At 36.1% G+C, this 20,760-nt stretch carries 20 protein-coding genes; all 20 read left to right on the forward strand.

Annotation, left to right across the window (positions count from 1 at the left end; all coding sequences use genetic code 11):
• The first annotated feature begins 13 nt into the window (after positions 1-13).
• Positions 14-388, forward strand: coding sequence for a glycine cleavage system protein GcvH (gene gcvH / locus EJN67_RS02395; RefSeq protein ID WP_129721809.1), 375 nt, complete (start codon positions 14-16; stop codon positions 386-388).
• Between the two features lie 2 nt (positions 389-390).
• Positions 391-1,740, forward strand: coding sequence for an aminomethyl-transferring glycine dehydrogenase subunit GcvPA (gene gcvPA, locus EJN67_RS02400; protein WP_129721812.1), 1,350 nt, complete (start codon positions 391-393; stop codon positions 1,738-1,740).
• On the forward strand, positions 1,737-3,212 hold the full coding sequence (gcvPB, locus tag EJN67_RS02405; RefSeq protein ID WP_129721814.1) for an aminomethyl-transferring glycine dehydrogenase subunit GcvPB: 1,476 nt from the start codon (positions 1,737-1,739) through the stop codon (positions 3,210-3,212). Before gcvPA ends, gcvPB begins: the two co-directional genes overlap by 4 nt.
• A 12-nt stretch (positions 3,213-3,224) precedes the next feature.
• Positions 3,225-3,884 carry an L-serine ammonia-lyase, iron-sulfur-dependent subunit beta gene (sdaAB, locus tag EJN67_RS02410; protein ID WP_129721817.1) on the forward strand — a complete coding sequence of 220 codons (660 nt, stop codon included), beginning with the start codon at positions 3,225-3,227 and terminating at the stop codon, positions 3,882-3,884.
• 13 nt (positions 3,885-3,897) lie between these two features.
• On the forward strand, positions 3,898-4,776 hold the full coding sequence (gene sdaAA / locus EJN67_RS02415; protein WP_165000700.1) for an L-serine ammonia-lyase, iron-sulfur-dependent, subunit alpha: 879 nt from the start codon (positions 3,898-3,900) through the stop codon (positions 4,774-4,776).
• Positions 4,777-5,001: 225 nt separating this feature from the next.
• Positions 5,002-6,615 carry a Na/Pi cotransporter family protein gene (locus EJN67_RS02420; protein ID WP_129721822.1) on the forward strand — a complete coding sequence of 538 codons (1,614 nt, stop codon included), beginning with the start codon at positions 5,002-5,004 and terminating at the stop codon, positions 6,613-6,615.
• A 141-nt stretch (positions 6,616-6,756) separates the two neighbouring features.
• Positions 6,757-7,020 carry a DUF4321 domain-containing protein gene (locus EJN67_RS02425; RefSeq protein WP_165000686.1) on the forward strand — a complete coding sequence of 88 codons (264 nt, stop codon included), beginning with the start codon at positions 6,757-6,759 and terminating at the stop codon, positions 7,018-7,020.
• A gap of 77 nt (positions 7,021-7,097) precedes the next feature.
• On the forward strand, positions 7,098-8,126 hold the full coding sequence (locus tag EJN67_RS02430; RefSeq protein WP_129721828.1) for a rod shape-determining protein: 1,029 nt from the start codon (positions 7,098-7,100) through the stop codon (positions 8,124-8,126).
• Positions 8,127-8,139: 13 nt separating this feature from the next.
• Positions 8,140-8,994, forward strand: a complete 855-nt coding sequence (gene mreC / locus EJN67_RS02435; RefSeq protein ID WP_129721831.1) for a rod shape-determining protein MreC — start codon at positions 8,140-8,142, stop codon at positions 8,992-8,994.
• Between the two features lie 15 nt (positions 8,995-9,009).
• Entirely contained in the window at positions 9,010-9,516 is a 507-nt protein-coding gene (gene mreD / locus EJN67_RS02440) for a rod shape-determining protein MreD (RefSeq protein WP_129721834.1), read from the forward strand.
• Positions 9,517-10,319: 803 nt separating this feature from the next.
• Complete coding sequence (locus EJN67_RS02445; protein WP_165000687.1) at positions 10,320-12,776, forward strand: penicillin-binding transpeptidase domain-containing protein; 2,457 nt, start codon at positions 10,320-10,322, stop codon at positions 12,774-12,776.
• An 84-nt stretch (positions 12,777-12,860) separates the two neighbouring features.
• A complete protein-coding gene (gene minC / locus EJN67_RS02450) occupies positions 12,861-13,514 on the forward strand; it encodes a septum site-determining protein MinC (protein WP_129721840.1) in 654 nt (217 codons plus the stop codon).
• Positions 13,515-13,535: 21 nt separating this feature from the next.
• A complete protein-coding gene (gene minD, locus EJN67_RS02455) occupies positions 13,536-14,339 on the forward strand; it encodes a septum site-determining protein MinD (RefSeq protein WP_129721843.1) in 804 nt (267 codons plus the stop codon).
• A 15-nt stretch (positions 14,340-14,354) separates the two neighbouring features.
• A complete protein-coding gene (gene minE / locus EJN67_RS02460; RefSeq protein WP_129722287.1) occupies positions 14,355-14,642 on the forward strand; it encodes a cell division topological specificity factor MinE in 288 nt (95 codons plus the stop codon).
• A gap of 97 nt (positions 14,643-14,739) precedes the next feature.
• Positions 14,740-15,888 carry a rod shape-determining protein RodA gene (gene rodA / locus EJN67_RS02465; RefSeq protein ID WP_129721847.1) on the forward strand — a complete coding sequence of 383 codons (1,149 nt, stop codon included), beginning with the start codon at positions 14,740-14,742 and terminating at the stop codon, positions 15,886-15,888.
• Positions 15,889-15,901: 13 nt separating this feature from the next.
• Positions 15,902-16,333 (forward strand): methylglyoxal synthase, encoded by a 432-nt coding sequence (gene mgsA / locus EJN67_RS02470; protein WP_129721850.1) that lies wholly within the window; start codon positions 15,902-15,904, stop codon positions 16,331-16,333.
• Positions 16,334-16,439: 106 nt separating this feature from the next.
• Positions 16,440-17,249: a M23 family metallopeptidase gene (locus tag EJN67_RS02475; protein WP_129721853.1), complete on the forward strand. Its 810-nt coding sequence runs from the start codon at positions 16,440-16,442 to the stop codon at positions 17,247-17,249.
• A gap of 21 nt (positions 17,250-17,270) precedes the next feature.
• Positions 17,271-18,146, forward strand: a complete 876-nt coding sequence (locus tag EJN67_RS02480) for a site-2 protease family protein (protein WP_129721856.1) — start codon at positions 17,271-17,273, stop codon at positions 18,144-18,146.
• Positions 18,147-18,244: 98 nt separating this feature from the next.
• Complete coding sequence (locus EJN67_RS02485; protein WP_279387709.1) at positions 18,245-20,104, forward strand: TIGR03960 family B12-binding radical SAM protein; 1,860 nt, start codon at positions 18,245-18,247, stop codon at positions 20,102-20,104.
• Positions 20,082-20,759, forward strand: a complete 678-nt coding sequence (locus EJN67_RS02490) for a TIGR03936 family radical SAM-associated protein (protein ID WP_129721858.1) — start codon at positions 20,082-20,084, stop codon at positions 20,757-20,759. The genes EJN67_RS02485 and EJN67_RS02490 overlap by 23 nt, the downstream gene beginning before the upstream one ends.
• The last annotated feature ends 1 nt before the right edge of the window (position 20,760 follow it).

A 20,760-nucleotide genomic window follows, 5' to 3' on the forward strand; every position in this document is an offset into this window, starting at 1 on the left:
GAGGTTTAATATTATGGGAAAATTGAAGTATTCAAAAGATCATGAATGGGTAAAGATTGATGGTGACAGGGCATACATAGGAATTACCGATCATGCTCAGAAATCATTAGGGGATATAGTATTTGTGGAGCTACCGGAAGTAGATGTGGAATTAGATGCAGGAGATCAGTTGGCGGTGGTAGAATCAGTAAAAGCTGCATCTGATGTTTATTCTCCTATTTCGGGGACTGTTATAGAGGTAAATGAAGAATTAGATGCATCTCCTGAGCTAATAAATGAAAATGCATATGATAGCTGGATTGCCATACTTAGCATAAAGGATGTATCTGAGCTTGATGAACTTATGGACGAAACAGAATATGAAAAATTCTGTAAAGAGGAGGATTAAACATGTCGGGGTATGTACCTAATACTTGGGAAGAGCAGAGTAAAATGTTATCAGAATTAGGATATCATCATATGGAGGAGCTCTTTAATGACATACCGGATAGTTTAAAGTTAAAGACAGACATGGACTTGCCAAAGTCCATGTCTGAGATAGAACTTAAAAAACATATGCAAAGTTTGGCGAATAAAAACAGAAATATAGAAGATAATGCTTGCTTTTTAGGGGCAGGTGCATATGACCATTATATACCAAGTACAGTGGATTATGTATTGAATAGGGGAGAGTTTTATACAGCATATACACCATATCAGCCGGAAATAAGTCAAGGAACTCTTCAGTCAATATTTGAATATCAAACTATGATATGCGAGCTTACAGGTATGGAGATATCCAATGCTTCTATATATGATGGGGCAACTGCACTAACGGAAGCTGCACTTATGGCATGTGGAGTTACAAGACGACAAGAAGTATTGGTAGCATCTAATGTGCATCCAGAAGCAAGACAGGTTTTAAATACATATGCTTCTTGTCGTGGAATAAAGGTGACAGAGATAGCTCACAAAGAGGGCATAGTGGATTTAGATTTACTAAAGAAGGCTTTGTCCAATGATGTTTCTGCCGTGATTGTACAAACTCCAAATTTTTTTGGTTTTATTGAGCAGATACAGCCTATTATAGAGCTTGTTCATGAATATAAGGCTTTATTTATTGCATATGTTGACCCTATATCCCTTTCTATATTAACACCACCTGGTAACTTTGGTGCGGATATAGTAGTTGGTGAAGGTCAGGCGCTTGGTAATCCTTTGGGATTTGGAGGCCCATATTTGGGTTTTTTTGCTACTACCCGAAAGCTTATGAGAAAAATGCCAGGTAGGGTTGTGGGTGAAACTCATGATTTGGATGGAAAGCGTGGTTTTGTTTTGACCCTACAGACACGTGAGCAACACATAAGACGGGATAAGGCAACTTCAAATATTTGTTCAAACCAAAATTTAAATGCATTGGCTGCTGCTGTGTATATGTCTACGTTGGGGAAATGTGGTATAAGGGAAGTGGCTAAATTATCCCTTAACAAGGCCCATTATCTGTTTGAAAAGTTAGTATCCATACAAGGAGTGGAACCGGCTTTTAGAGATTCTCCGGTATTTTTCAAGGAATTTCCCTTAAGCATATCTATTCCTCCTTTGAAACTTAATAAAAAACTATTAGAATACAATATCATAGGTGGATATGAATTAAGCAGTGTTTATCCTGAAATTTCTAATGGTTGGCTAATAGCAGTTACTGAAAAGCGAACAAAGGATGAAATGGATCGGCTGGTAGAAAAGGTGGGTGAACTTGTATGAATAGGAAAAAAAGACCTCTTATATTTGAATTGAGCCATAAAGGGCGAAAAGGATATTCATTACCAAACTGTGATGTGCCAGAATATCATTTAGAAGAGAAATTACCAAGAAAATATATAAGAACGGAGGAAGCAGAACTACCAGAGGTCAGCGAAGTAGACATAATAAGACATTATGTGTCACTATCAAAGCTTAATTACGGAGTGGATACAGGATTCTATCCTTTAGGTTCTTGCACTATGAAGTATAATCCAAAGATAAATGAAGTTGTAGCAAAATTATACGGTTTTACATCTGTACATCCATATCAATCAAAGGAAACGGTTCAAGGTTGTCTTGAACTTATGTATAATTTGACAGATATGCTATGTGAGATAACTGGAATGGATGCAATGACACTTCAGCCAGCAGCAGGTGCCCATGGAGAGCTTACCGGTCTTATGCTTATAAAGGCTTATCACAGTAATAGAGGGGATACAAAAAGAACAAAGATTATAGTACCTGACTCTGCACATGGTACTAATCCTGCATCGGCATCTATGGCAGGTTTTGATGTTGTGGAAGTGAAATCCAATCCAGATGGTGGTGTGGATTTAGAATCATTAAAAATGGTCATGAATGATGAAGTAGCGGGTCTTATGCTCACAAACCCAAATACACTAGGGCTATTTGATAAGAACATAACTGAAATTTCAGATATAGTTCATGAAAAAGGTGGGCTTCTATATTATGACGGGGCTAATTTAAATGCCATAATGGGGGTAGCACGTCCAGGAGATATGGGGTTTGATGTGGTACATTTAAATCTTCATAAAACATTTAGCACTCCTCATGGAGGAGGCGGTCCTGGAGCGGGTCCAGTAGGTGTAAGAAAAGGTTTGGCACAATTTTTACCTGTACCGGTTATAGCACATAAAAATGATATATTTTATTTGAATTATGATATGCCACTTTCTATAGGAAAGGTAAAATCATTTTATGGTAATTTCAATGTCTTGGTAAAGGCGTATGCATATATATTATTACTAGGTTCTAGAGGATTAAAAGAAGCTTCACAGAACGCTGTGCTGAATGCGAATTATGTTATGCATAAACTTAAAGATCATTATATAGTACCTTACGGTAATCGAATCTGTATGCACGAATTTGTGCTGTCGGCAGAAAATCAAATGCAGTATGATATATCTGCTTTAGATATAGCAAAAAGGCTTATAGATTTAGGAATTCATCCACCAACAATATATTTTCCGTTAATAGTAAAAGAAGCCCTTATGATAGAGCCTACTGAAACGGAGAGTAAAGAAACCCTTGATGAGTTTATAGAGATGATGATACAAATTGCAAACGAAGCAAAAGAAATGCCTGAAAAGCTCAAAAATGCACCATGTGAAGCTCCCGCCCGTCGCCTAGACGAAGCAGAGGCAGCTAGACACCCCATCTTGAGATGGAAAAATGTAGACTATAAAAAATAAGAGGTATGCTTTATGGATGTATTTGATATTATAGGTCCAGTAATGGTTGGTCCATCAAGCTCCCATACAGCAGGAGCAGTACGAATAGGCAGAGTAGCGAGGGTGATACTTGGAGAACCTGTTATAGAGGTAGATATTGTATTTCATGGCTCGTTTGCAAAAACTTATAAGGGACATGGTACTGATAGAGCTGTCATTGGTGGTTTACTAGGTATGGGCACCGATGATCCTCGTATAAAAAATAGTTTGGCTATAGCACAATCACAGGGTATGAAATTTTCATTCGATACTGCAGATCTTGGAGATGTCCATCCAAATACCACTCTTATAAGGGCTTATGGAATAGATGGTAAAAAAATAGAGGTAATGGGTAGTTCCATAGGCGGTGGAAGTATTATAATAAAAAAGTTGAATGGATTGGATGTAGATTTTACTGGAGATTTAAATACTATTATAGTCTTTCATAAAGATGCCCCCGGTGCAGTAGCTAGTGTCACTAATTTGCTTGCGGGTAAACGTATAAATATAGCGCAGATGAAGGTATTTCGCTCCCGCCGTGGAGGGGATGCTGTAATGGTTATAGATGTAGATGATGAACCGACAAAGGATGTGGTTGATTCCATATCTACATTATCTAGCATAAAAGAGACAGTGGTTATTTCACCAGTATGACAGGAGGTTTTTAATAGTGTCCAATTTTGACTCTGTGCAAGATCTTATTGAAAAAGCTAGCAAATGTTCTATACCGATATATGAGGTAGTATTGGAGGAACAGGCTATAGAGATGGGTAAATCAAAAGAAGAGCTATACAATGATATGGCTAGAAATCTTGAGATAATGGAGCAATCAATAGCAAAGGGGATAAAACCTTATGTCAAATCCCAAAGTGGACTTAGCGGTGGAGATGCCTATAAATTACAATCTGCTTTTGAAATGGGCATTACAATAGGCGGGAGTATGCTGGATAAGGCTCTTATAAAGGCATTAGCAATATCAGAAGCGAATGCATGCATGGAACGTATAGTGGCTGCTCCAACAGCAGGATCATGCGGTATTATACCAGCTGTAATTCTCACCATCATGGAAGAAAAAAACATCAGTAGGGACAAGGCAGTTATGGGTCTTTTTACAGCAGGTGGCATAGGCATGGTAATTGCAAAAAGAGCAAGTGTTTCCGGAGCACAAGGAGGCTGTCAGGCTGAGTGCGGGAGTGCATCTGCTATGGCTGCAGCAGCATTAGTGGAGATGATGGAAGGCACTCCCGAGATGGCGGGACATGCATGTGCAATAGCACTTAAAAATGTACTTGGGTTGGTATGCGACCCAGTAGCTGGACTGGTAGAGGTACCATGTATAAAGCGAAATGCTATGGGTGCTGCAAATGCCCTTGTTTCTGCAGATCTTGCCCTAGCAGGTATAAAAAGCATTATACCAGTTGATGAAGTGATAGATGCAATGAAATCAGTAGGAAATTTGATGATGCCGGCATTGAAGGAGACAGCGGAGGCAGGTTTGGCTGCTACGCCTACTGCTTGCAAACTTACAAAACATATATTTAGTTAGGAGTATATGCAGTAAATGGAGTATAATAAATAATCCATTTACTGCATATTGAATTTTTATGGAAGGTACCTGCTTTTCTGACCATTATACATAAAAAAACTTCCAAATACATATAAATCTTAATAAGAGGCCATATTGTCGAATTATGGGGGTTTATTTTATATATTATTTCATATATAATAATTTTCGATGTATAAAGACGAAATAAAGACATAGGAGGAGATCATGGATTTAAAGATGCTAATCATGCTAGCAGGAGGATTAGGTTTGTTCCTCTATGGCATGAAGATGATGGGCGATGGCCTTGAAAAAGCGGCCGGTGACAAATTGAAGAGATTATTGGAGGCATTGACTACCAATAGGATTATGGGAGTTTTGGTAGGTACTGCTGTAACAGCTATAATACAGAGCTCTAGTGCAGTTACCGTTATGGTTATAGGCTTTGTAAATGCAGGTCTTATGACCCTTGAGCAAGCTGTCGGGGTTATTATGGGTGCCAATATAGGTACTACTATTACATCTCAGCTGATAGCCTTTGATCTATCTGGTGCAGCTCCCGTAGCTGTATTTTTAGGTGTTGGATGTATATTTTTTTCTAAGAGAAAATCGTTTAAAAAATTTGGTGAAATACTAGCAGGGTTTGGTATATTATTTATGGGATTGGATATTATGTCATCTTCAATGGCACCTCTTGGGACTAATGAACAATTTCGAAGTCTTATGGTTAAATTCGAAAATCCCATATTAGGTCTTTTAGCTGGTATGCTTCTTACTGCACTTATTCAAAGTTCCAGTGCTTCAATTGGTATACTTCAGGCATTGGCTATGCAGGGTGCTATAACACTTGATTCTGCTATTTTTATATTATTTGGTCAAAATATAGGTACATGTGTTACTGCACTTATTGCAAGTATAGGAACCACTACTACTGCTAAGAGAGCTGCAATTATGCATCTTTTATTTAATATACTAGGTACTATTTTGTTTACTATACTTATTGTTGTAGGAGTACCTTATGTTCCGTTTATTAAATCACTAAGTCCAAATGATGCAGTAAGACAATTTGCAAATGCCCATACTGCATTTAATATAATAAACGTAATTTTGTTATTACCATTGGCAAATTATTTGGTTACCCTTTCTAAAAAGTTAGTGCCGGGAAAAGAATCCGACTCTGAGGGTATGCATCTTATGTATTTGGACGAGCGTATAATGGAAACTCCTCCAATAGCTGTAGCACAGATATTAAAAGAAGTAGGTAGGATGGGCGATCTGGCCAGGCAAAATGTAGAGGTTGCAATGAATGCGTTTTTAAATAGGGATGAAAATGCTACGGAAGATATATATAGAAGGGAAAAGCTTATAAATTTTTTGAATAAGGAAATTACCAGATATCTGGTTATGGCAAATGGACTATCCCTTCAAAATTCTGATTTAAAGCTTATCGGCAGTCTTTTTCATGTAGTTAACGATATGGAACGGGTAAGCGATCATGCAGAGAACTTGGCTGAATATACTGAATATATAGTTGAAAATAATATAAGCTTTTCTCCAGCGGCTATTGAAGAAATGCAGGATATAAACATAAAAGTGATAAATATGTTAGAAGATTCCATAGAAGCGGTAAAAAAGAGGGATAAAGTTTTAGCAGCTAAGGTTCAACCCCAGGAGCGGAAGGTGGACGAGCTCGAAGAATTGCTCAGACAAAGTCATATAGATAGATTAAATAAGGGTGAGTGCACGGTAAATTCGGGAGTGGTATTTCTAGATGTGGTTACTAATCTTGAGAGAATAGGTGACCATGCTAGCAATTTAGCTTATTCTGTAATTGATAACTAATAAATCCAAAACGGTAACATTTTTTTGATAGAATGTGACAATTTTTAATTATATGTAAAAAAAAATTTAAAAAGCTTGTAATCCGATTTAAAAATGTTATACTAAAATAGAAATGTGTTTTTCAAGGGAGGCTTTTTTAAAGTGCGAAGGGCGAATTCCAAAGGGGCTGGTACCCTTTTCTTATTTTTATTAGCTGGTGTTATTGTAGGTAGCACAATAGGAAATATACTAGGTTCATATTTTGATCTGGATATCTTCAATAAAAGTATAGAAATTGGTACACTGGATAAACCATTATATTTGGATTTGTCCATTTTACGTCTTACCTTTGGTTTGACATTTATTATCAACTTTGGGACAATACTAGGTGTTCTGTTGGGAATATATTTCTACCGTAAGGCATAATTTTAATTGTTATCAAATATGCACTTATTGGCTATAATCTATAAATATACTAAGCTTGGAAGGAGTACAAAAAGTCGATGGGTATCTTCAATATGTTTTCTAAGGATTTAGGAATTGATCTTGGAACAGCAAATACATTGGTGTATGTAAAGGGTAAGGATATTGTAATTAGAGAACCTTCAGTAGTTGCGGTTAGAAGTGATCGCAAACAGGTATTGGCAGTTGGTGAAGAAGCAAAACGTATGATAGGTAGAACCCCTGGAAATATAGTGGCTATACGTCCGATGAAAGAAGGGGTTATTGCTGATTTTGATGTCACGCAGGAGATGCTTAAATATTTTATAAAGAAATCAATGGCAAAGAGTATGCATGCCCATCCTCGCATAGTAGTGTGTGTGCCATCAGGTGTTACAGAGGTTGAAAAACGTGCAGTAGAAGAAGCTACCAGGCAGGCGGGAGCAAGGGAAGCATATCTAGTCGAAGAACCAATGGCAGCGGCTATAGGTGCAGGGTTACCTGTAAATGAACCTACTGGAAGTATGGTAGTAGATATAGGTGGTGGCACTAGCGAAGTGGCTATAATTTCCCTTGGGGGCATTGTAACTAGCAAGTCACTGCGAGTAGGTGGTAATAAGCTTGATGATGCTATTATATTCTATATCAAAAAAGAATATAATCTCATGATAGGTGAAAGAACGGCAGAGGAGATAAAAATAACTATAGGTTCAGCATTTCCGAAGGAACAAGAACAGGCTATGGATATACGGGGAAGAGATTTGGTAACAGGCTTACCAAAAACTTTAAGAATAACATCTACAGAGATATTGGAAGCATTAAAAGAACCTGTAAATAGTATCGTAGATGCTATAAAGCTTACTCTGGAAAAAACACCTCCGGAACTTGCTGCTGATATAATGGATAAAGGAATAATGCTCACAGGTGGCGGAGCTTTGCTAGAAGGAATGGATAAGCTTATAAGGCAAGAGACGGGTATGCCTGTGCACATAGCAGAAAATCCTTTAGATTGCGTGGCAATTGGAGCTGGTAAGGTAGTAGAAGAGATTGAGACACTAAAGAAAGTGGCTATTTCTAGTAGAAATTCATAAGGGGGTGTTTTAATTGCCCCAGTCAACCAAAAAGCGCTCTTTTATAATAATTATTATAGTCTGTGCTATTTTGATAGCTCTTATGGTTTTTACGTCTGAAAATCGTCGTAGCAATATGACTGGTATAGAAGGTTTTTTAGGTGAGTTGATAAGGCCTGTGCAGAAACTATTTTATACTATTAATTCTTCTGTTTATAGTCTGTTTGCAGGTATCGGTGATAATATAAATATGAAAGCCGATTATATAAGCCTTCAAAAGCAAGTGGAGGATCTTGAAAAAGAGCTTTTAAATAAGCAGGAGATTGAAAAACAAAATCAGCGTTTAAAAGAACTTTTAGATTTTTCAAAGGAAAATGAAGATTTTGTTGTGACAGGTGCTCGGGTGATTGGAAAAAATGAAGGTGGATGGTTCAACGTTATTATTATAGATAAGGGTAAAAATCATGGGGTAGATGTAAATATGGCAGTAGTTACTGGTAAGGGTTTAGTCGGCAGGGTGTTTCAAGTAGGATCTAATTGGGCAAAAGTTAGGACTATAGTGGATGGACAAAGTGGTGTAAGTGCTATTGTAGAACGTACGAGGGATAATGGTCTGGTTAAGGGAAATAATAGTATCGGTGATGAGGATGGTATGTGCAGAATGGTTTTTCTGCCTACAGATTCAGACTTGATAGAAGGAGATAAGGTCATAACTTCAGGGTTAGGGGAAATATTTCCTAAAGGCATATATATAGGAGAGGTAAAAAAAGTTGTAAAGGAAAAACGTGATTTTTTCAAAACGGCAACTATTGAACCTGGAGTAGATTTTAAGAGACTTGAAGAAGTACTGGTAATAAAGCATGTTCACCATTTTGAAGAAACAGAGTAGGGGATTTGTTGCATTATGAGGATATGGATAATTTTACTTATTTTAATATTTAATGTAGTAATTCAGTCTACTTTGTTGCCCTTTATAGAAATAGGCGGGGTGATGCCCGATACGTTGATGATGCTAGTTATATCCTTTTCGTTGCTGTCTGGGAATCCAACCAGCGCAATTATAGGACTATGTGGAGGACTGTTGCAGGATATATTGTTTGGAAGCCAATTAGGCATATGTGCATTCCAATATATGGTGATAGGCTATTTGGTAGGATTAACCCGTGAAAATTTATATGTTGGACCTGTTATGTTTCCTATGGTGTTTGCAGCAACTGGTATTTTTATAAAACAGATAATGATGTATATATATGCTTTTTTTGTTAAGATGAATTTGCCTATAGGTGATGTTATGCTAAAAATAGCATTGCCAGAGGCTATATATACTGCGATATTGATGCCTATAATATACCATTATATACTAAAGCTATATAAGCATAAATTTATGACAAAAAGGATATATTTTAGATAAGAAGATAACTAGGGAGACATAAAATTAAGAAGTGGGATTTTATAAAGAATAGATATACCCAATTGGGGTTACTATTCTTTTTTTTATTTATTATATTAATAGGCGATATAAATCAATCCATTTTGGAAACTGTTAATATCATTAAATGGATTGATGAAAAACTTAGTAATAAAACTACCATATAAAAAGTCCACATATAAGGAAATAGATGTTAAAATATTAATAGTAGTTTTAATGAATAATTATACAAAAATAGATTGGAGGGAGTACTATGTGCTATGTCCGTGGCAAAATGCTTGACTTTATGCAAATGCAATTTTGTTTTCATTTCCAAGAAGCGGATTAAAGAAGTGAGATCAATATGAAAAAACATTTGCTTTGTTGCTTGCCATTGTTATGTGATTTTGCATTTTTTCTCCTGACTTTGCGACGACAATAGTATGCAGATTGCTATGTTGGATAGCTGTTGTCTTTAGCTCCGATAACATAGAAAATAAACTTATGCAGGATTACAGTGTGGTTTCAGAACTGACTTTCTAATTTATACATTTGGTATATAGATGGGTGTTCATTCCTGTATCTACTTTTAAGATGGTATAGTGAATATTGCTGGATTAGAAGAGTAAATTATAGCATCGGATAATATAGTTGTGTATAAAGGTTAATATACAAAAATATCAAATGTAAATGCTACAGCTACAAACAATTGAAAAACGTTTTAATTAAACTCTTTTTTATTTTTATTATGCATGATACAATATAATAGACATGCTATGATATATTTGAGGAAAAGGTGTATGATTATGAAGAAGTTTTTTAAAAGCAGGTTTTTTGTGTTTTCTCTCATATGTGTATGCTTATTTACAACATTGGGTATTCGTTTGGCCTATTTAACCTTGAAAAAAGGAGAGACATACTATGTTTTATCTCAGGAACGAAAATCCGTAAAATTGACTTTAAGAGGCAGAAGAGGAAATATTTTAGATCGAAACGGTATTCCCCTTGCTATTAATAGACAGATATATGTAGTTGAGATTGATGGGCAGCAGATACCAAACGATCCCAAACAGCTTAATAATATGCTTATAAACCTTATAAATATAGTAGAAGGCAATGAGGATAAATTGGTGGATAATCTACCGATAAAATACGATAAACCTCAGGGCTTTTATTATGATTTGGGCAACAGTGATCCTGATATTCAAAAAAATAGATATAAAAGATGGGCAAGGGATGCAAATATTAAAGGTGATAATTTACCGGCTGATGAAGTTATGAAAAAGCTTAAAGAGAGATTTAAAATAGATGATAATATCCCCGATGAATTGGCACGTAAGGTTGTCTCCATAAGAATGGATTTGTATATGAACAGATATAAAGAATATAGGCCTATACGGGTAGCAGAAAATATAAATGCTAAAACGGTGGCTCAAGTAGAAACGTATCTTGCAGATTTACCTGGAGTACAGACCAGGGTGGAAAGTGGCAGATATTATCCTATGGGCGATACTGCTTCCCATATAATAGGTTACGTTGGTAGAATATCTCAAGAAAAGGCAGAAAACTGTGAAAAAGAGGGATATGATGTATCAAGCGATAAAATAGGTATAAATGGTATTGAGGGCGCCTTTGAAAAATGGCTAACAGGTAGTACTAATGAAAAGCATGGTCTTCTCTGGGCTGAAGTTAATTCTTCCGGCAGGATAGCCAAAGTACTTAAGGAGGAGCCACCGGAGGATGGCAATGATATATATCTTACTCTAGATAGTAGATTGCAAAAATGTGCTGAAGATATATTGGCAGAAGAGATAACCAAAATGCAAAATGGTATGGCTCCATATGATGGAGAACGTAATAGGGCACCGCTTGCTAAAAATGGTGCAGCTGTGATTATCGATGTACATACAGGCGAGATACTCTCCATGGCTAGCTATCCTTCGTTTGATTTGAATCTATTTGTAGATGGTATATCAAGTAAGAATTACAACAAATTAGTTGATGATCCTGCTAAACCATTATATGGGCTTGCATTTCAGGGAGGGATCGCTCCTGGTTCGGTTTTTAAAATGCTAGTTGGTATAGCCGGCCTTATGGAAGGAAAAGTGGGACTTCATGAACAAATATATGATAGGGTATATTATGATGTTTATGATAAATATCATCCGCCGGCTTGTTCAAAGAAATCGGGACATGGTAATGAGGATTTGGTAGATGCCCTAAAACATTCTTGTAACTATTATTTTTATACAGTAGCCGATCGATTGGGTATAGATGCTATAAATCATTGGGCAAAAGAATTTGGACTTATTGGACATACCGGCCTTGAAATACTTGATAAAGATGCCGATTATAATATTGTAGCCAGTCCAGATATAAAAGAAAAGGCAGAAAGATATAATATAAAATCCCAAATATATGCTGAGATGAAGGCATATGGTTATTTTAAGGACTTAAATAGTAATGAACAAAAAGAAGCAAAGGATGAACTTTTAAATGCCCTTGCGGATGTTCCACTATCAAATTCCCATGTTGAAGATACGAAGCTTATAAGAAAGATTTTTGAGGATAAGGGCTATTTTGAATTTAAGGATGAAAATAATGATGGGAAGGATGATATATTTGGTATTACAAAGAAAAAAATGAATCAAAATAAAATAAATGCTAGTTATAGGGTAAGGCAGATACTCGTAGATAGGAAGCGGTGGAAGGGAAATGATACGGTAATAACTGGTATTGGACAGAGCTATACACAAATAAGCCCATTAGGGATAGCTAGATATGTAGCTGCAATAGCTAATAATGGGAATGTGTTGGAGACCCATGTGGTAAAGGATGTAGTATCACCTGAAGGCAAAATAGTAAAAAAGACGGAGCCGGTTGTTTTAAATAAACTAGATGTGCCCCAATCATATTTTGATGCTGTAAAACTTGGTATGCATAAGGTTGTGTATGATTTCGGTGGAGCTGGGGGTGGAGGAACAGCTTCAAAATACTTTAAAGATATGGATTCTAATATTACTTTAGGCGGAAAGACTGGTACAGCTCAGGTAATTGCAGGAAAAGAAGAACGAAACAATGCATGGTTTGTCGCGTTTTCACCATATGAAGATCCTGAGATTGCAGTAGCCGTTGCTATACCAAATGGACGTACAGCTGGTAATGCAGCTCCAGTGGCTAGACGTATACTTGAGGAATACTATAGAATAAAAAATCAGCAAAAAACAGATACGATTCAGGAAACAAATAAACCGCTGCAATAATGCTATTAATATTTAATATATGTTTTATAGAAGGATTTTAAACTTTTTTGACGAAATAATTTAATTGTAGAATGGAGGCAAAAAATGAAAGAGAGTTCGGTATTATTTAAAGGGATGCGAGGTGGTATAAAAGTATATATAGATGACGATGCCGAGCTGTCCCAGATAAAATCAGATCTAACAAGCAAAATAGAAGAGAATATCCATTTTTTTGATGGTACAGCTGTTAATCTTTTTATTATGGGTAAAAAACTTGATCCTCAAGAAAAAGGTGAGATATTAAGTTTACTTGCCCATGATATTGATATAGGTAGTATTAAGTTTGGGGATGCTGTCCATTCCGATCAACAAAATCAGGCTCATCTTGAAAAAGAAGTAAATGCTGCTATGGATGCTGATAGGACAAGATTTGTAAAAGGGACTATACGGAGTGGACAACGAATTTTTTATCAGGGAAATGTAGTTGTAGTAGGTGATGTAAATCCTGGTGGCGAGGTTATTGCAGAAGGCAATATAGTAGTGTTTGGTAACTTAAGGGGATTGGCCCATGCAGGTGCTACTGGCAATAAGGATGCATATGTAGTTTCCATTAGTCTGCAACCTACCCAATTGCGAATAGCTACTGTAATTACTAGACCACCAGAAGAGGATAAGGCTAAAAGTAACTGCCCTGAGATTGCATACATAAAGGATAATATCTTGGTTATAGAACCGTACTCATCTATAAGGATAAAGTAGTTATTGGGAGGAGTGTATTTCATGGGAGAGGTCATAGTAGTAACATCTGGTAAGGGAGGAGTTGGAAAAACTACCACTACAGCCAATATAGGAACTTCCCTTGCAATGGAAGGCAAAAAAGTAGTATTGGTAGATGCAGATATCGGTCTTCGAAATCTGGATGTAGTGCTTGGATTGGAAAATAGAATAGTATATGATTTGGTAGACGTAGTAGAAGGTGTTTGTCGTTTAAAACAAGCTCTCATAAAGGATAAACGATTTGACAGTCTATATTTGCTTCCATCTGCTCAGACAAAGGACAAAAATGCCGTATCCCCTGAGCAAATGCAAAAATTGACTGAGCAGTTAAAACAAGAATTTGATTACATAATAATCGATTGTCCAGCAGGTATTGAACAGGGTTTTAAAAATGCAATTGCAGGAGCAGAACAGGCTATAGTTGTTACTATACCAGAGGTATCAGCAGTGAGAGATGCTGATAGAATAATTGGGCTTTTATCATCAAATGGATTATCCAATCCCCAACTGGTTATTAATCGTTTACGTATAGATTTAGTGAAACGGGGAGATATGATGAATATAGATGATACTATAGACATATTAGGAGTTGATCTATTGGGGGTAGTGCCTGATGATGAACATATAGTTGTAGCTACCAATAGGGGTGAGCCAGTGGCTATAGATAACGAATCCATGTCTGGAAAGGCATTCAGAAATATTGCAAAACGCATAATAGGTGAAGATGTACCTATTATGGAAATGAATGGAGAAGAAACTTTTATGGACAAAATAAAACGTCTGTTTGGTAAAAAGAAATCATACTAGGAGGGGGATACATTGATCGAATTATTTAAGTTTTTTGGAAAGGGACAAGCACCAAGCAAGGATATTGCAAAGGAGAGGCTCAAGTTGGTTTTGGTACATGACCGTGCCAATGTTTCCCCTAAATATTTAGATATGATAAAAGATGATGTTATAAAGGCAGTTTCTAGCTATATGGAGATAGAAGAAGATGCTATTGATATACACCTTACTCGCGTGTGCAATAAAGACGATACATATACTTCTACATTGATAGCCAATATACCAATAAAGAAAATGAAAAACATAGGGAAAAATAAAGGTTAATGTCAAAAAGAGGGGATGCAATGATTGCAATCCCTCTTTTTTGTGTGTTATAATATAGTGGTTGTATATGTAATTATGCCGTGGAGGATAAGACTAAATGTTAGATAAAAAGTTGTTAAAGAACTTTGATTTTATGATTGTAATACTTATTTGCTTGCTTGTTGGTTTTGGGGCAATAGGTATTGGCATAGCTATGCGGTCTCCTACAGAGGGACAGGGCGGTATAACTGAAATGATAGGCAATTTTAATTTGAAATATGTTCAGCTTCACCTTTTATGGGCTGCTACTGGGCTGGTACTTATGCTTATTACTGCCAGTATAGATTATAATGTTTTAAAGGATATGTCTGCATATATATATTGGATAATAGTTGCACTGCTTTTATATGTTGATGCCAAGGGGAATGTTGCTGGAAATGCACAAAGTTGGATTGTACTTGGCCCATTTAAACTACAACCATCAGAATTTGCAAAATTAGCCATAATAATAACCACTGCTAAGGTACTGTCTAAGGATGAGGAAAGTGACGGTAAATTAAGTCATCTGAAAGACTTAATACCCTTAATCGTCAAAATAGCCATTCCCTTGGTTTTGGTGGCAATTCAGCCCGATTTTGGTACTGCTACGGTATTCATGGCTATAATATTTGGTATATTATTTGTAGCTGGTATAAGCTATAAATTGTTGTTTGGCATAATAGGTGCAGGAGTGGCTTGTATTCCTTTGTTATGGTTTGGTTTTTTATCAGATGTTCAAAAAAATCGTATATTGGTATTTTTAAATCCTGGTTTAGATCCTCTAGGGGAAGGATATCATGTGACACAATCTCTCATAGCTATAGGGTCTGGCCAGATATATGGCAAAGGGCTGCTTACCGATAATACTTTAAGTCAGCTAAATTTTCTGCCTGCTAAGCATACAGACTTTATTTTCTCTGTTACGGCAGAGGCGTTGGGATTTATGGGAGGTATTATAATAATATTACTTTATCTTGCGTTAATAATTCGTACTATGAAAATAGCTTCAAAATCAAAGGATAAATTCGGTGCTTTGTTGGTGACAGGAGTAGCTTCTATGATAATGTTTCATATATTCGAAAATATTGGTATGACTATGGGACTTATGCCGGTTACCGGTATACCCCTGCCATTTATGAGTTATGGCGGGAGTTCCATGTGGACAAATATGATAGCATATGGCATGGTACTTAGTGTAGGCATGCGTAGACAAAAGATTAAGTTTTAGGGGGGTCTTGTTTATGAATATAGCACTTATTGCCCATGATAAGAAAAAGACTGACATGGTGAACTTTTGTGTGGCTTATGAAAATATTTTAAAAAAACATAGATTATGTGCTACCGGTACAACTGGCAAGCTTATTGCAGAGGCTACAGGGCTTAATATTCACAGATTTTTATCCGGTCCTATAGGTGGTGACCAACAGATTGGCTCTATGGTAGCCTATAATAAAATAGATCTTGTAATTTTTTTGCGTGATCCTTTGACTGCTCAGCCCCATGAACCGGATGTTAATGCACTTCTTAGATTGTGTGATGTTCACAATATACCTCTAGCTACTAACATGGCGACTGCAGAAGTAATGGTGAAGGCAATAGATCGTGGAGACTTAGATTGGAGATTGATAGTTAACCCACCAGATGACGAGGATAAGCTATTCGGACAATTTTAGATTGTAATTCTTATAATATACCCATAACTCTAAGAAAATTTAGAGTTATGGGTATATTATTATGCCATCCTAAATATATTTTAATTAGTAAGGAGGGAAACATAGGATGGAAGGAAATACTCAAAAGATACCCAATTATCCTCGGACAAAGAGCAAGTATAAATATCGTACTAGACCTGTAAGACAGGCTAATACACATACAACCAGATCATATAATTATAGGGGCTATAATAATGATTTGGAAGATCAAAAAAAGACTGATATGCTACTAGCCAAATTAATCATATGTGTAGTGATAATTCTGCTAATAGTAAGTCTTAAATCTATTGATAAGCCCTTTGCGCAAAAAATAGTTGACAAGGTTAGAATAGCTGTTACTCAGGATTTCGATATGGAGGAATCATTTGGGAAGTTGAAATTTATAGATAAATATATTCCTGAGGATATAAAAACAGTTTTTAATGCAGATAAAGATAAAACATTGCATACAGCAGATGATGATGTGAAAGAAAAAGAAGAGATGCAATTTATAGCTCCCGCCGAAGGCAAAGTAGTGGGTTTTTTCGGTAAACAAGGATATATAAATGGTAAAAGGAATAATACAGGTATAGATATATTAGCTCAAAACGAAGGATATGTATATTGTGTTAGTGGCGGAAAGGTTATTGAGATATGGCAGGACAAAATATATGGCGAATGTGCAAAGATAGATCATGGGAATGGGATATCATCAGTTTATGCAGGGGTAGCAGATATGCAAGTAAAAGTAGGTCAGCAAGTACAACAAGGTGATTCTATTGGGAAAATGTCTATTAATGACAATGGGGAATATGTATTACATTTCAGAATGCTGAAAAAGGAAAAACCTATGGATCCACTGTCTTTTATTAGTGACAAAAATAAAGAAGTACAGTAGGAAGGATGTATAGAAGTTGATATGAAAGTAGGTACTTTTTTTGATATAGATATATATGTAAATAAGATTTTGGTGGTAGCAATGGCCATGGCCATATTTACAGGGCATGGTGCACGAATTACCACCATTTTTTTAGCTATGTTCATACATGAAATGTGCCATGTAATAGCTGCACACATGCTCAATTTAAAGGTACAAGAAATAGAATTATTGCCATTTGGAGGGGCCATACGAATAGAGAGTATATTTGAGATAAACCCCAGAAACGAAATAATAATATCTGCTGCAGGGCCTATATCCAACTTGGTTGTAATAATCATATATAATGCACTGGAGAATATAGGTGTGGTAATGAGTAGTTCAGCAGAGCTATTCCTTAAGTCTAATATAATGTTGGCAGGCTTTAATATACTACCTGCATTGCCCTTGGATGGTGGGAGAATACTTAGGGCTGCCCTTTGCAAACAAATAGGTTTCAAAAAGGCTACAAATGTGGCAGCAAATGGTGGTATTGTTTTGTCTATATTCCTCATTGCTACAGGGATATATGCTGCCTTTAACCAAATATTTAATATTACCTTGTTTTTAGCTGGCTTTTTTCTGATGTATTCAGCTTTTAAAGAGAAAAGGATAGCTACATACGTATTTTTAAGGGATATAACGTATAAAAAGGATATATTGCTAGAAGAAGGCGTACTACCTGTGAGATCTATGGTGGTATTATATAGTATGCCGTTAAAAGAAGTAATAAAGAACTTTACTCCCCATCAATATCATAATATCCAAATAGTAGATGAGCATATGAAAGTAAAAGGGATACTAACTGAAAGTCAAATTGTAAAAGGTGTTATGAATTTTAATATAAATGTACCTATTGGCCGATTATTAAATAAATAAGCAGAAAATAGAGGATTTTTATTTTTTTCGTAGAAAATATAAATGGGTATAAAATAACATGGGACTAAAGTAGCAGTTACTAAGGAGGCAATTATTTATTGGACACACAGTGTTTAGAGAGGATATTAAATCAAGTTGAGAAACCAACCCGTTACATGGGTAATGAATACAACATGGTGGAAAAGGATCCAGCTAAAATTGATATACGATTTGCTTTTGCATTTCCAGATGTATATGAGGTTGGTATGTCTCATCTTGGGATGAAAATATTATATCATTTACTGAATGAAAGGGATGATACTTATTGTGAACGGATTTTTGCCCCATGGATAGATATGGAGCAAAAAATGCGAGAGTGTGGTATTCCATTATTTGCCCTTGAAACAAAAGATTCAATAGCTGATTTTGATTTTATTGGTTTTACACTTCAATACGAGATGTGTTACACAAATGTATTAAATATGTTAGATCTTGCTGATATTCCCCTTTTATCGGAGAAAAGAGGTGAAGAATACCCTATAATCATTGCAGGAGGTCCTTGTGCATATAACGTAGAGCCGTTGGCTGATTTTATGGACCTTGTAGTGATGGGAGAGGGGGAGGAAGTCATACATGAAATATTAGATCTATACAAACAGTGTAAAGCCGAAGACAAAGGGAAAAAAGAATTTTTATTAGAGGCTGCCACAAAAATTAAAGGGGTGTATGTGCCAGCTTTTTATGATGTGTCATATGATGATGCTGGCATAGTAACTTGCATAAAGCCTAATAAGGCGGGAGTTCCATCCACGATACAAAAGCGCATAATAAAAGACTTAGATAGTACGTACTATCCTGATACTATGATAGTACCATTTATGAACATTGTTCATGACAGGATTATGCTGGAGATGTTTAGAGGATGTACTAGAGGATGTAGATTTTGTCAGGCTGGTATGTTATATAGGCCGGTGCGTGAACGGTCGAAAGATAACTTGGTGAGATTAGCAAATCGTTTGGTGAAAAATACCGGATATGATGAAATATCATTGTCATCTCTGAGTAGTAGTGATTATTCGCAGTTAGAAGAACTATGCAGTGAGCTTATGGAAAAATTCGAACCATGTGGTGTATCAATATCTTTACCATCGTTAAGAATAGATAATTTTGATAAAGAGTTTGTAAAGCAGGTACAAAGGGTACGAAAATCGGGTCTTACTTTTGCGCCTGAAGCAGGCACACAGAGATTAAGGGATGTTATAAATAAGGGTGTTACCCATGATGATCTTATGAAGAGTGTTCATACTGCATTTGAATTGGGATGGACAAGCATAAAACTGTATTTTATGATAGGACTGCCTACTGAGACTGAAGAGGATATTAAAGGTATATCAATATTAGCAGAAGGTGTTATAGATAAATACTTTGAAGTAAACAGGGGCAAAAGGCCACCGAAGCCTAGTATAACGGTGAGTACTTCTTCTTTTGTACCAAAGCCATTTACGCCGTTTCAATGGGTAGGACAAGATACGATGGATGATCTTAATGAAAAGCAGAACACTTTAAAACATTATCTTAACAAGAAGTACATAGATTATAATTGGCATGATTCTAAAGTAAGCTATCTTGAAGGTGTATTTGCTAGGGGGGATAGACGTCTAGGGAAAGTTTTGGTAAAAGCATTTAAGAATGGGTGTAAATTTGATAGTTGGGGTGATTGTTTTAATTTTGATGCATGGCTTAAGGCTTTTGATGAAGTAGGATTGGATCCTGCATTTTATGCGAATAGGATAAGGAATAAGGATGAAATTTTTCCATGGAATCACATTGATGTGGGGGTTAGTAGAACATATTTATGGAATGAGTATGAAAAAGCTTTAAAGGGTCAGCTTACCCCCGATTGTAGACTTGGATGCACCGGCTGTGGAGCCATTAGACTTGGGGGAGGTGCTTGTGATGCGCTTAATAGCAAAATATGAAAAGGATGACAGAGTAAAATATATATCACATTTGGATACCATGAGGGCAATTCAACGGGCATTAAGACGGGCAAATATTCCAATAGCTTTCTCAAAGGGTTTTAATCCCCATCCAAAGATATCCTTTGCTCCCGCCTTGTCAGTAGGTATAACCAGTCAGGGTGAATATATGGATATTATACTTGAACAGGCGATTTCTACATCTGCATTCGTGAAAAAAACAAATGATGCATTGCCAAAGGGATTGTCAATTATACAGGCTATAGAGGTGGATAAGAAGACGCCGTCATTAAATAGTATGATAAACATGGCAAGTTACCTTATAAAAGTTTTTGTCGGGAATATAGATGGAGAAAAAATTATAAATGATTTTTTAAATCAGGAGCATATTTATGTAGAAAAAAAGAAAAAAAAGAGTAGCAGAACAATAGACATAAGGGGCATGATATATGATATTAAATTTATTTCAGATGATGAAACTGGATTTGTTTTTAAATCTGATATAAGCACAGGCAGCCAAAAAAATTTAAATGCAGAGTTGTTTGTACGAGCATTTTTATCTTTTATGGGTATACTAAATGCTGAATTCAAAATACATAGAATTGATATGTTCATATATCATAATAATCGTTATATTACCCCAATGGAATTGTGAA

It is taken from the genome of Xylanivirga thermophila, assembly GCF_004138105.1.
Lineage (GTDB): Bacteria > Bacillota > Clostridia > Caldicoprobacterales > Xylanivirgaceae > Xylanivirga > Xylanivirga thermophila.